Origin of the sequence: Micromonospora echinaurantiaca (assembly GCF_900090235.1) — a bacterium.
In the GTDB taxonomy this organism is placed as follows: domain Bacteria; phylum Actinomycetota; class Actinomycetes; order Mycobacteriales; family Micromonosporaceae; genus Micromonospora; species Micromonospora echinaurantiaca.
Genome location: NZ_LT607750.1, coordinates 2,829,862 through 2,841,837 on the forward strand (window position 1 = coordinate 2,829,862; position 11,976 = coordinate 2,841,837).

The 11,976-nt window shown below is 73.5% G+C and carries 10 protein-coding genes; 6 read left to right on the forward strand and 4 right to left on the reverse strand.

Annotated features, from left to right (window positions below):
• Nucleotides 1-10 precede the first annotated feature (10 nt).
• Nucleotides 11-1,594: a malate synthase A gene (gene aceB / locus GA0070609_RS13035; RefSeq protein WP_088994061.1), complete on the reverse strand. Its 1,584-nt coding sequence runs from the start codon at nt 1,592-1,594 to the stop codon at nt 11-13.
• 143 nt (nt 1,595-1,737) lie between these two features.
• Between aceB and GA0070609_RS13040 the strand changes: the two genes are divergently transcribed.
• Nucleotides 1,738-2,577, forward strand: coding sequence for an alpha/beta fold hydrolase (locus GA0070609_RS13040; RefSeq protein ID WP_088994062.1), 840 nt, complete (start codon nt 1,738-1,740; stop codon nt 2,575-2,577).
• A 64-nt stretch (nt 2,578-2,641) separates the two neighbouring features.
• Nucleotides 2,642-3,544, forward strand: a complete 903-nt coding sequence (locus GA0070609_RS13045; protein ID WP_088994063.1) for a MarR family winged helix-turn-helix transcriptional regulator — start codon at nt 2,642-2,644, stop codon at nt 3,542-3,544.
• Between the two features lies 1 nt (nt 3,545).
• Here GA0070609_RS13045 and GA0070609_RS13050 read toward each other — a convergent pair whose 3' ends face one another.
• Nucleotides 3,546-4,634: a PQQ-dependent sugar dehydrogenase gene (locus GA0070609_RS13050; protein ID WP_088997704.1), complete on the reverse strand. Its 1,089-nt coding sequence runs from the start codon at nt 4,632-4,634 to the stop codon at nt 3,546-3,548.
• Between the two features lie 350 nt (nt 4,635-4,984).
• On the opposite strand from GA0070609_RS13050, the gene GA0070609_RS13055 reads away from it, so the two are divergent.
• Genes GA0070609_RS13055 through GA0070609_RS13065 form a run of 3 tightly spaced genes read left to right on the forward strand, consistent with a single transcriptional unit; the run spans nt 4,985 to nt 9,165 of the window.
• The gene (locus GA0070609_RS13055; RefSeq protein ID WP_157748128.1) at nt 4,985-6,697 is read left to right on the forward strand and encodes a hypothetical protein; all 1,713 of its coding nucleotides are present in this window, start codon (nt 4,985-4,987) and stop codon (nt 6,695-6,697) included.
• A complete protein-coding gene (locus GA0070609_RS13060; RefSeq protein WP_088994065.1) occupies nt 6,697-8,733 on the forward strand; it encodes a hypothetical protein in 2,037 nt (678 codons plus the stop codon). Before GA0070609_RS13055 ends, GA0070609_RS13060 begins: the two co-directional genes overlap by 1 nt.
• 51 nt (nt 8,734-8,784) lie before the next feature.
• Nucleotides 8,785-9,165, forward strand: coding sequence for a YccF domain-containing protein (locus GA0070609_RS13065; RefSeq protein WP_088997705.1), 381 nt, complete (start codon nt 8,785-8,787; stop codon nt 9,163-9,165).
• Between the two features lie 90 nt (nt 9,166-9,255).
• Here the strand turns inward: GA0070609_RS13065 and GA0070609_RS13070 are convergent, their stop codons facing one another.
• Both GA0070609_RS13070 and GA0070609_RS13075 read right to left on the reverse strand, forming a co-directional pair.
• Nucleotides 9,256-10,017: a Stf0 family sulfotransferase gene (locus tag GA0070609_RS13070; protein ID WP_157748129.1), complete on the reverse strand. Its 762-nt coding sequence runs from the start codon at nt 10,015-10,017 to the stop codon at nt 9,256-9,258.
• Between the two features lie 52 nt (nt 10,018-10,069).
• The gene (locus GA0070609_RS13075) at nt 10,070-11,167 is read right to left on the reverse strand and encodes an SdiA-regulated/phytase-like domain-containing protein (RefSeq protein WP_197700265.1); all 1,098 of its coding nucleotides are present in this window, start codon (nt 11,165-11,167) and stop codon (nt 10,070-10,072) included.
• Nucleotides 11,168-11,495: 328 nt separating this feature from the next.
• Between GA0070609_RS13075 and GA0070609_RS13080 the strand changes: the two genes are divergently transcribed.
• The gene (locus GA0070609_RS13080; protein ID WP_088994067.1) at nt 11,496-11,924 is read left to right on the forward strand and encodes a DoxX family protein; all 429 of its coding nucleotides are present in this window, start codon (nt 11,496-11,498) and stop codon (nt 11,922-11,924) included.
• Nucleotides 11,925-11,976: the final 52 nt, after the last annotated feature.

Genomic DNA, 11,976 nt, shown 5'->3' on the forward strand with positions numbered 1-11,976 from the left:
GTTTCCGGTGTCAGGGCATCCGCTCGTACGCGGGCAGGGTCAGGAAGTCCACGAAGTCGTCGGCGACGGCGACCGCCATGAACAGCGACCGCGCCTCGGCGTAGTCGGCCGGGTCGCCCGGCAGCTTCGCCAACTCCTCGTCGGCGAGCCGCTCGACGAGGTCGGGGTCGACCTTCTCGCCGCTGTCGTCGAGGGTCACGCCGTTGTGCAGCCACTGCCACACCTGGGAGCGGGAGATCTCCGCCGTCGCGGCGTCCTCCATCAGGTTGAAGATGGCCACCGCCCCGGTGCCGCGCAGCCAGCTCGCCAGGTACTGGACGCCCACGCTGATGTCGTTGCGCAGTCCGGCCTCGGTCCGGCGGCCCGGGGTGCTCTTCACGTCCAGCAGCTGGGCGGCGGTGACCCGTACCTCGTCGCGGGTCCGGTCGAGCTGGTGGGGCCGGTCGCCGAGCACGGCGTCGAACACCTCGCGGCAGACCGGCACCAGGTCGGGGTGGGCCACCCACGAGCCGTCGAAGCCGTCACCCGCCTCGCGGGTCTTGTCGTCGCGGACCTTCGCCAGGGCGGTCTCGTTCACCTGCGGGTCGCGGCGGCTGGGGATGAAGGCGGCCATCCCGCCGATCGCGTGCGCGCCGCGCCGGTGGCAGGTCCGCACCAGCAGTTCGGTGTACGCGCGCATGAACGGCGCGGTCATGGTGACCGCGTTCCGGTCGGGCAGCAGGAAGTCGCGGCCCCGGGTGCGGAACTTCTTGATCACGCTGAACATGAAGTCCCACCGGCCCGCGTTCAGGCCGGCGGAGTGCTCGCGCAGCTCGTAGAGGATCTCCTCCATCTCGAACGCCGCCGGGTAGGTCTCGATGAGCACGGTGGCGCGGATGGTGCCGCGCGGGATGCCCAGCCGCTCCTGGGCGAACAGGAACACGTCGTTCCAGAGCCGCGCCTCCAGGTGACTCTCCAACTTGGGCAGGTAGAAGTACGGCCCGGAGCCGCGGTCGAGCAGCCGGGCGGCGCAGTGGAAGAGGTACAGGCCGAAGTCGACCAGGCTGCCCGAGGTGCGTTCGCCGTCGACCAGGATGTGCTTCTCGGTCAGGTGCCAGCCGCGGGGGCGGAAGACGATGGTGGCCAGGTCGCCGTCGTGCAGCGCGTACCGGCGGCCGTCCGGGGCGGTGCAGGAGAGCGTGCGGTCGATCGCGTCGCGCAGGTTGAGCTGGCCGCCGATCACGTTCTCCCACAGTGGGGTGTTGGCGTCCTCGTGGTCGGCGAGCCAGACCTTGGCGCCCGAGTTGAGCGCGTTGATGGTCATCTTCGCGTCGGTCGGCCCGGTGATCTCCACCCGGCGGTCGACCAGGCCTGGCGCGGGCGGGGCCACCCGCCACTCGCCGTCGCGCACGTGCCGGGTCTCGGGCAGGAAGTCCAGCAGCTCACCGGCGGCCAGCGCCGCCTCGCGGTCGGCGCGCCGGGCGAGCAGCTCCCGCCGCCGGGCGTCGAAGGCGCGGTGCAGCTCGGCCAGGAAGGCGAGCGCCTCCGGGGTGAGGATCTCCGGGAACCGGTCGTGCCGGGGGCCGGCCAGTTCGACGCCGTCGGGCATACCCATGACGCGCTCCTCACCGTCGAGGGAAGATGCAGTCGGATCGATCCACGGGATGCTGGCGTCGACTCTAGCTGCCCGTTCGCCCGACCGCGAGGGGTCGCGCGCGGGGGCGGTCCGCTGAGCCGCCCGATCAGTAGGATCTCCGCGTGGCGACCTTCGACAGTGCTGACGGGACCCGGTTGGCGTACCACCGGCTGGGCGCGGGTGCTCCGCTGGTCTGCCTGCCCGGCGGCCCGATGCAGGCCGCCGCCTACCTCGGTGACCTGGGTGGGCTGTCCGCGCACCGCGAGTTGATGCTGCTGGACCTGCGCGGCACAGGCGCGTCCGCCGTCCCGGCGGACCCGGCCAGCTACCGGTTCGACCGGCAGGTGGCCGACGTCGAGGCGCTGCGCCGCCACCTGGGGCTGGACCGGCTCGACCTGGTGGCGCACTCGGCCGGCGCGGCGCTCGCCCTGGGCTACGCGGCCCGGCATCCCGAGCGGGTCGGCCGGCTCGCCCTGGTCACCCCCAGTCCGCGGGTGGTCGACCTGGCGGTCACCGATGAGGACCGGCGGCTGGTCGCCGAACTGCGCCGGGACGAGCCCTGGTTCCCCGAGGCGTTCGCCGCGTTCGAGCGGATCTGGTCGGGTCGGGCCACCGAGGCCGCCTGGGCGGCCATCGCGCCGTTCACCTGGGGCCGGTGGGACGAGGTCAGCCAGGCCCACCGCGCCCGGGAGGCGAGCCTGCGCAACGCCGACGCGGCAGCCGTCTACTACTCGGCGGACGCGGTCGACCCGGCGACCGTCCGGTCGGCCCTCGCCGGTCTCCCGGCACCCGTCCTGGTCGTCGCGGGCGGGTACGACGTCTCGCTCCCGCCGGCGTGCGCCGCCGCGTACGCCGGCCTGTTCCCGCGCGGCGAGGTGACCGTGCAGCCGGGCGGCGGGCACTTCCCGTGGCTCGACGACCCGGGGGTGTTCGTCGCGACGCTCGCCGATTTCCTGTGCTGAGCGACCGCCGCCGATCCGCCCACCCGCTGGCGCCGACCAGGAATGCCTGACTAAAGTCAGGTATATGGACCAGCAGCTGGTCGCCGCGGTGCGGCGGTTCAACCGGACGGTCACCCAGCGGGTGGGCGCGCTCGACGACGAGTACATGGCCCGCGGCCGGCCGCTCGCGCAGGCCCGGCTGCTCTGGGAGATCGGCCCCGGCGGCGCCGAGGTCGCCGCGCTGCGGGTGCGGCTCGGGCTGGACTCCGGGTACCTCAGCCGGCTGCTGCGCACCCTGGAGAGCGACGGGCTGGTCACCGTCGGGCCCGCCGACCAGGCCGGCGACCAGCGGGTCCGGACGGTCGCGCTGACCGCGGCCGGCCGAACCGAATGGGCCGAACTCGACCAGCGCTCCGACGAGCTCGCCTGGTCGATCCTCGCGCCGCTGACCGGCTCGCGCCGGGACCGGCTGGTCGCCGCGATGGCCGAGGTCGAGCGGCTGCTCGTCGCGTCGATGGTGGTGATCGAGCCGTGCCCACCCGGCGACCCGCGGGCCCGCGCCTGCGTCCGCGCGTACGCCCGGGACGTCGCCCGCCGGTTCGACGACGGGTTCGACCCAGCGCTGAGCAACCCGGTGCACGACGAGGAACTGACCCCGCCCGCCGGCGTGTTCCTGCTCGCCACGCTCAACGCCGAGCCGGTCGGCTGCGGCGCGGTGAAGCTCCACCCCGACGCACCCGCCGAGATCAAGCGCGTCTGGGTGTCGGACACCGTGCGCGGGCTCGGCCTCGGCCGGCGACTGCTGGGCGAGCTGGAACGGTACGCCGCCGAGCGCGGTTGGACCGCCGTCCGGCTGGACACCAACCGCAACCTCACCGAGGCGATCGCGATGTACCGCTCGGCCGGCTACCGGGAGGTCGAGCCGTACAACACCGAGCCCTACGCGCACCACTGGTTCGCCAAGGACCTCGCCCCGGCGACAGGCTGAGTCAGCACCACCAGCACGGTGGGAAGCGCAGGATCCGGTCGTCGCCCGGTGCCGGGGCGCCCCGGCCGTCCCGGTTGCTGGTGCTGACCCAGAGCGAGCCGTCCGGCGCGACGGCCACCGTACGCAGCCGGCCGTAGCTGCCGACGAGCTCCGCGGTGGGGGTGCCGGCGCCGCCCGCGGGGCCGAGCGGTACGACCCACAGCCGGGTGCCGCGCAGCGCCGCCACGTAGAGCCGCCCGCCGGCGATCGCCGCGCCGCTGGGCGACGCCTCGGCGGGGCGCCACGTCACGATCGGGTCGCGGAAGCGCGGGTCGCCGGCCACCCCCTCGGTGACCGGCCAGCCGTAGTTGCCGCCCGGCACGACGCGGTTCACCTCGTCCCAGCCGCTCGCGCCGAACTCGGTCGCGTAGAGCCGGCCCCGCCAGTCCCAGGCCAGGCCCTGCACGTTGCGGTGACCGAGGCTGTAGACCAGTGAACCGCGAACCGGGTTGTCCCACGGCACGCCGCCGTCGGGCCGCAGCCGCAGGATCTTCCCGTTGCGGCTGCCCGGGTCCTGCGCGGTGGCGGGCCGGGCGGCGTCTCCGACGCCGGCGTAGAGCATCCCATCCGGGCCGAAGGCGATCCGCCCGCCGTCGTGGGAGCTGGCCCGAGCGAGCCCGGTGAGGATCGGCTGCTGGACGTGCGGCGCGGCCAGCCGGAAGCGGACGATCCGGTTGTCCACGGCAGAGGTGAAGTAGGCGTACACGTAGCCGTCGGCGCGGTATCGCGGCGAGACGGCCAGCCCGAGCAGCCCGGACTCGCCGACCGCCGAGACACCGGCGATGTGCGCCACCTGCCGCGGCGCCAGGCCCCGGCCCACCCGGAGGACCCGCCCGCTGTTCCGCTCGCCGACCAGGGCGCTGCCGTCGGGCAGGAAGGCCAGTCCCCACGGCGCTTCGAGGCCGGTGGCGACCACCGACGGCCGGGTGAAGTCGAATCCCCACCAGCCGGACGCCGGGCCGCGCGGCTGCGCGGTCACCGGCGCGGGCGCCCCGACGACGACGAGGCAGCCGGCCAGGGCGATGGTGGCGACAACGGTGCGTCTTCTCATGCCGGCCTCCTCGGGCAGGTGCGACCCACGCCGGGGCGACACCGGCGCCACCCGCTGGTCGAGTGTGGACGGGCGCACCTACCAGCGTGCGGCGCCCACCGTCTCGGCGGCGTCACCGCGACCGCACGCACCGCCGTCGCGGGGAGACGCTTCCGCGGTGCCGGTGTGACCACCTCCCGATCCACCTCACCGCGTGCCGGGGCGGCCGGGCGCGACCGGCGCTGGCCCGCGCGGCCCGGTCGGTGACACCGGCGGGCAGCGGGCCGGGATCCCGACAGCCCACGCCGCCCGGGCACTGACTGTCACCGATGTGATTGAGCGGGGCCACCGCCGTGCCTAGCGTGGCCGGCATGGACGAATCCGGCCCTACCCCACTGGTGGCGCTGGAGAGCGCCGGCCAGGCCACCATCCTCAGCTACAACGTCCCCGACCCGACCGCCTACCCGGGGCGCAACTGCATCGACCTGCCGTTCGACGCCAGCTACTTCACCGAGGAGGTGGCCAAGGCGCCGGCCCGGGCCGCCCTGACCGGCAAGCCGATGGCCGAGATCCTGCCGATCGTGCGGCGCTCGCTGTCCGGGTCCTTCGCCGACCCGGCCTGGTTCCCGCTGCTGCAACCGGCCCGGAGCACCGCGTTGACCGCGTTCAGCGGCACGGGTGGCAAGCGACCGCCGACCAAGGGCGGCACCGCCGCCAAGCAGTGGAACCCGGACACCGGCGAGGTCACCGACACGCCCGGGGTGGAGGACGACAAGCCCGGTGGCGGTGGCGGAAAGCCGAAGGAGGACGAGCAGGCGATCAGCATCGCCGGGCAGCTCCAGGTCGGCTACGAGCCGGTCGTCATCACCGACCTGTGGGGCAGCGAGGTGCCGGCGTACGTGCCGGTACCGGAGGCGGCCGAGCCGCGGCTGATGCTGGTCGAGGAGTACCGGCTCTCCACCTACCTGGGCTCGTTCGGGGCGGGCCGGGTGGTGCAGACCATGACCCTGCTGCCGGGCGAGAAGACCACCATCAGCGTCAAGACGTACACCCAGTCGACCTCGACCCAGGCTCAGGCGTCCAGCATCCTCGACTCATTCTCGCAGGAGAGCGCGACCGCCTTCGAGTCCGCCGTGCAGTCCGAACAGTCGGACCAGAGCACGTACGCCAAGAGCTTCGAGTACAACGCCGAGGTCTCCGCCTCGGCGTCCTGGGGCTTCGGGTCGGTCGACGTCTCCGGCGGGGTGGCCGGTTCCACCAACTCCAGCCGGGAGGAGTTCGCCAAGAACATCTCCTCGGCCACCGAGAAGCACTCGGCCAGCGCGTCGTCGAAGCGGGAGGTGCAGGTCAACACCAGCTCCGAGGTGACCACCACGGCGGGCGAGGAGACGTCGATCACCCGGGAGATCGCCAACATCAACCTGTCCGCGCCGTTGAACTTCGTCTTCCGGCAGATGAACCAGGAGTTCATCACCGTCCTGCACCTGGTCGACGTCCGGGTGGCGTTCTTCAACAACTACGCGGAGTCCAAGCGGGAGCGGACCCTGCCCGAGCTGCAGGCGCTGCTGGACGAGGTGATGGTGCCCGACGACGAGAAGAAGCGCGAGGTCAAGGCCGAGATCCTGCACGCGCTGAAGACCATGGTGGACTGGCGCGGCGAGCCGGTGACCGACTTCGTCCGGCAACGCTCCTATCCGGAGCGGGACGGCTCGGTGACCCGGGTCTGGCAGGTCAACCGGGACAAGTACACCGACTACGTGGATCCGGTCACCGGTGCCGCCTTCCGGGTGCCCGGCGTGATCATGTCGGTGCAGAAGAACGTGATGCGCACCGAGGGCATCGTGGTCGAGGCGTTGCAGGGGCTCGCGCCGGCGCTGGACCGGTACAACGTCGCGCTGCAGGACGAGGCTTTGCAGGAACGGCGGGCCGCGAACGCGGCGGCGGACCTGGCCAACCGGCGCGAGGAGTTGGCCCAGCAGATCGTCAGCTCCGGTGACGCCACCATGGCGGACGCGTACGTCACGGTCTTCGCACCGGGCGGCGCCGCTCCCGGCGACCCCGCCGGGCCGGCGCCGGCCGGCTGATGCTCGCCGGCCCGCGCGCCGCCGACCAGCAGGTGGTCGCGGCGGTCGCGGTACAGCAGCCGGCCGGGTCGCCGGCCGCCGTGGACCCGACCGCCGACCAGGTCACCGTGGTCGACGTGGTCAGCACCCCGGCGGTACGCACACCGGGCGCGCTGCCGCCCGGCGCGGCCGATCCGGCCGCCCGGAACCGGCTGCCCGACCTGGCCGCGCTGATCGAGACCACCCTGCGCGGCCATCTGGACGGCGACGCCGACCTGCGACCGCTGCTGGACGCGCTCGACGCCCAACTGTCCCCCGACCCGGGTGCGTTGCAGGCGGTGCTGCAGGAGGTCTGGGACCAGACGCTGCGGCTCGGCACCGAGGCCAGCGAGGCGGCGATGCGGGGCCGGTCGTGGAGCGACGCCGGGGCGGTGGAGGCGGGGCTGGCTCCCCTGCTCACGCTGGCCCCGGTGGTGACCCAGGTGGCGTCGTCGCTGCTGGCGACGTTCGGGGCCGCGCTGCCGCCGGTCACCGACTACCCGGACGAGTTGCAGGCGGTGATGCGCGGGATGGCCGCCTTCGGCGGCGGCCTGCGCGACGGGCTGACCGGCAGCGGCCTCTGCGAACTGCAGTTCTACGAGGACATCTACGCCAAGTTCTGCACCAGCATGCAGGAGCACATGCTGATCGCCAGCACCGTGGTGCAGGCGGGCATGGTGGTCGGCATCGGCGAGCGGCTGGTCGAGGACCTGATCGGCATCGTCGCGCTGATCCTGCTGCTGTCGTCCGGGCCGATCCTGGTCGCGGTGCTCTGCTACGCCGGCTGGTCGCTGTGGCAGGCCGGCGCGGAGCAGGTGGCCCGGGAGACCGGCGGCATGCTCGCCGCGGCCGCCGCGGAGCCGTTCCTCAAGCTGCACGCCGCCCCGGTCGGGGTGGAGTTCCTCTTCCTGCTCGGCCGGATCATGGGCCCGGTCTTCCTCGACGCGATCCTGTTCATGATCGGCGAGGGGGCGGTGGTGGCCGGTGCCCGCAACGCGGCCCAGGCGGCCCGGATGGCCGACATCTGGGCGAAGCTGAAGACCTTCTGGGCCACCCTGCCGGACGTGCAGCCGCTGCTGGACAAGGTGGAGGCACAGGCGTTCGAGCTGCTGGACTTCTTCAAACCGGCGCTGGCCACGCTGGGCACCGAGGCCGAGGAGAAGTTCCTGCGGCTGCTGCAACGCGAGCGGTCGGACGCGCTGCTCGCCGAGATCCGCGACTACGTGGAGAGCCTCACCGAGGATCCGGCCGAGGCCACCAAGGCCATCGGCACCATCCTCGACTTCCTCGACGACCTGACCGAGGAGGAGTTCGCCGGGCTGCTCGCCTTCGACCAGTACCGGCCGTACTCCAACGCCAGCCCGGCCCACCCCGGGCCGCAGTACGCCGAGGTCGGCTGGGTCGACCTGCTGTTCATCCAGGGCATGGAGGGCAGCGCCAAGGAACTGCTCGCCCTGCTCGGGCCGATCGCCGGGCGGCTGTGCCGGCAGCACGACGGCATCCGCACCGTGCTGGGCGACTACCTCTTCGGCGGCGGGAAGTTCACCGGGGCGGCCGGCGTGCTGCTCGCCGCCCGGCGGATCCTCGCGGAACGCCCCGACGCCTGGCTGCGGTTCGAGGTCGACGCCGGCGACCGGGTGCTCGACATCGTCGCCTACGGCGCGGAGTACATCTGGACCGGCGAGGGCTTCCGACGACAGTACTTCCTCCAACTGATCGCCGAGGTCAAGACCTACCCCAGCGGCACGCTCACCCAGGACCAGTACCACAAGCTGCTCCGCCAGATGCGCAAGGACCTGGTCCGGCACGCCACCTCGGGCGACCCCGGGCTCGAACTGCTGAGCTGGATGATCGACCCGGTCGGCTACCAGGCCCTGAACGAACAACTGCGCTACATGTTCTGGGAGGCGCTGCACCTGGAGCACGGCAACCTGGTCAACCAGGGCGTCGACTACCTGGCGCTGGAGGTGGCCCTGATGGAACGGCTCGAGGCGGGGCAGCTGCTGATGCCGTACTGACGCCGGAGGCGTCGGGACGTCCGGTGGCGAGCGGTGTCCATGCTGGAAGGCATGATTCGCTTCGGGTTGAACGTGCTGTGGCTCATCTTCGGCGGCGGCCTCGTCCTCGCCATCGGTTACGGCATCGCCGCGCTGATCTGCTTCGTCCTCGTCGTCACCATCCCGTTCGGGGTGGCCTCCCTGCGCCTGGCCGGATACTCGCTGTGGCCGTTCGGCCGCACGCTGGTGCCCAAGCCGGGTGCGGGGGTGGCGTCCGGGCTGGCCAACGTGCTCTGGGTGGTGCTGGCGGGCTGGTGGCTGGCCCTGTCCCACCTCGTCGCCGGCGTCGCGCTCTGCGTCACGATCATCGGCATTCCGTTCGGCGTGGCCAACTTCAAGCTCGTCCCGGCGGCGTTCTGGCCGCTCGGGCGGGACGTCGTCGACGCACCGTAGGCGCCTGCCCGATCGCCCGGACCACGTTCCGTACGCCCCGGCGCGTCGGTCCGCGCCCGGTGACGGCCGGCGGCGGGCGGGACGGGCGGCTCAGCCGCTGGCCGCCGCTGCCCGGTACCGCTGGATCCACTCCTGGTTGAGCTGGTCGGCCTGACGCCGATGCCGAGCCACGATGTCCCCGGCCGGCGCGTCGAGCCCGAGGAACTCCAGCACGCCGCGCGTCGTGGCCGCCATGTCCTGGTCGAGATCCTCGTAGCGCACCCGGTACGGCCGGATCCCCCGCGTCGCGAACCACGCCTCCCAGGCCGCGTTGTGCTCCTCGATGACCTCGACGTGGTGCCGGATCCCGGCGGCGTCGAAGCGGGGTGCCCGGCCGGTGCCGGCGTTGCCGCTGATCTCGCCGTTGCCGCCGACGAACCAGGTGCCGGTCTGCTCGGCCCGCAGCCAGGAGACCGCCTGGGCCAGCACGTCCGCGCGGCGCAGGAAGACGAACCGGGTACGGCCGAACGCCCGACCCAGCAGGGCGGTGTCGTCACCGGCCAGGTCGGGGTGGACGGTCGCGAGGCGGGCGACCAGCTCGTCCAGCGTTCCCCACATGAGCTTCGCGCCGAACACCCCGTTGCCGGTCCGGCCCTCGGCGAGCGCGGCCCGCAGGTAGTCGGCGTAGTCGATGCCGCCGTCGGCGGTGCGGGGCAGCCGCCACCGGTCGGCCCAGAGCGGCTCGTCCGGCGACCGGAAGTACGCCTGGGGACGACCGGCGACGCCGGTGGACTCCAGCAGCCCGAGCAGCAGCGAGCTGCCGGTACGCGGGGTGGCGCAGACGAAGTACGAGTCGATCCGGTCGGCCGGCATGGCCACACCCAAGCGCACCGCCGGCGTGCCCGGCAACCGAGTTCCGGCCGGGTCAGCGCGGCCGGCCGGGGCGGGACCGCCGCGACCGGGCCAGCACGAGCAGGCCCGCCACCAGCAGGCCGAGCCCGACCGCCCCCGCCGCCACCATCGGCGTGACCCCGCGGTCGGCGCGGTCGGCCCGATCGCCGGCGGCCCGGTCGCCCGGCACGGACGTGCTCGGCGGCGCGACGGTCGCGGCGGGCGGCATCGCCGCGGGCGACGGGGCCGCCACCGGGTAGCGCAGGATGCTCGGCCGGGTGCCGGCGGGCTGGTCGGCGGTCTCGGAGACGGTGAGCAGGGACCGCCCGTCCCGGCTGTAGGTGATGGACTCGCCCTGCGGTTCGTCGGGCAGCGGGGTGACCCGCGGCGTGCCGCTGGTCAGCGCGGCGATCACGTCGCCGCCGGTGACGTCGAACTCGAACGCGTCGGCGTAGGTGCGCAGCACCACCCGGTCGCCGTCCGGCGCGGTGGCGGCGCCGGTGACCGCCGTCCGGCCGAGCAGCGAGAACGGGTTGCTCGTCGTGGAGGCCGGCAGCCGGACCTGCCCCACCTGCGTCAGTGGCACCGTCGCGCCCGGCCGCAGGGCGGTGCTCGCCGCGTAGAGCACGCCCGAGTACTTGGACACGATCACCGGCCGGCCGTCGCCGGTCACCAGCATCGCCTCGGCGTCGTGCGGGCGGTCCGGGTACGCCATCCGGTACAGCACCGGCCGGGCCGCACCCGGGGTGAGCTTCCACACCGCGACCGTCTGTCGGGAACGGTCGTTGTCGCCGATGTCCGCCACCCAGATCGTGCCGTCCGCGCCGACGGCGAGATCCTCGGTGTCCCGGGGCCGGGACGGGTAGCGCAGCGTCCGGGTCACCGCGCAGTCCGCGTCCAGGAAGAAGATCCGGCGGCGGGCCTCGTCGTCCGCGCCGTCGTTGACCACGACGTACCCGTCGTCGGTGGCCACCATCCCGGAGATCTCGGTCAGCCGGTCGTCGCGGATCTGGCACACCGGGGTGCCCGGGGCGGGCGTCGGTTCGGCCGCCGCGCCGGTCGGGGCCAGCACGGCGAGGACGACGGCCGCGGCCACGGCGGCCGACAGCCGGGGCGTTCCGATCGATCGCATCACCGGCAATCCTTCCATCACCGGTCGAGCCGGCCGCTCCGACCGGCCGTGACCCGGCCGCGGGACCGGCGCGGCCCGTCCGTGGCGTTCTGTCCGGTCGGCGTTTGCGCCCCTGGGACCAGGCGGAGGCGCCGCGCACCGCCGCCGAGCGCGCGCCTCGACCGCGGCGTCGGACCGCCGGACCGGCCGCATGGCGCGGACGGGAAGCAGGGGTAGCGAGATGCCACCCAGCCATGGGAGCGTTCCCACAGTGGGGGAAAGTATCGACACGTCTAAATGCTCGTCGGCATCCTGGGCCCGGTCGGTTTCCCGCAACGGAGGTGTCGCAATGCGTGCTGAGCAGATCGTCGGACCAGCGGTGTCCCTCTTCCGCGCGGTCATCGGGCTGCTGTTCCTCTGCCACGGCCTGGCCTCGCTCTTCGGCGTCCTCGGCGGCAACCGGGGCACCGGCGAGGCGATCCCGCTGGGCCAGTGGCCGGGCTGGTGGGCCGCACTGATCCAGGGGATCTGCGGCGCGCTGGTGCTGCTCGGCCTGCTCACCCGGCCGGCCGCGATCCTGGCCTCCGGCTCCATGGCGTACGCGTACTTCATGGTGCACCAGCCGGACGCCCTGCTGCCCCTGCGCAACGGCGGTGAGCTGGCCGTGCTGTTCTGCTGGTCGTTCCTGCTCATCGCGGTGCTCGGCCCCGGCGCGTGGGCGCTCGATTCGCTGCTGCGGACCCGCCGCGCTGACCGGGCGCCGGTCCCCGCCCGGTGAGCGATCGACGGCGACCGGATGGCGGCCGTGGACGGGCCCCTCGTGCTGGCGG

Coding starts and splice junctions, on each gene's coding strand:
- aceB (WP_088994061.1), bottom strand. CDS start 1,594: ATGGGTATGCCCGACGGCGTCGAACTGGCCGGCCCCCGGCACGACCGG.
- GA0070609_RS13045 (WP_088994063.1), top strand. CDS start 2,642: ATGGACCAGCAGCTGGTCGCCGCGGTGCGGCGGTTCAACCGGACGGTC.
- GA0070609_RS13050 (WP_088997704.1), bottom strand. CDS start 4,634: ATGAGAAGACGCACCGTTGTCGCCACCATCGCCCTGGCCGGCTGCCTC.
- GA0070609_RS13055 (WP_157748128.1), top strand. CDS start 4,985: ATGGACGAATCCGGCCCTACCCCACTGGTGGCGCTGGAGAGCGCCGGC.
- GA0070609_RS13060 (WP_088994065.1), top strand. CDS start 6,697: ATGCTCGCCGGCCCGCGCGCCGCCGACCAGCAGGTGGTCGCGGCGGTC.
- GA0070609_RS13065 (WP_088997705.1), top strand. CDS start 8,785: ATGATTCGCTTCGGGTTGAACGTGCTGTGGCTCATCTTCGGCGGCGGC.
- GA0070609_RS13070 (WP_157748129.1), bottom strand. CDS start 10,017: ATGCCGGCCGACCGGATCGACTCGTACTTCGTCTGCGCCACCCCGCGT.
- GA0070609_RS13075 (WP_197700265.1), bottom strand. CDS start 11,167: ATGCGATCGATCGGAACGCCCCGGCTGTCGGCCGCCGTGGCCGCGGCC.
- GA0070609_RS13080 (WP_088994067.1), top strand. CDS start 11,496: ATGCGTGCTGAGCAGATCGTCGGACCAGCGGTGTCCCTCTTCCGCGCG.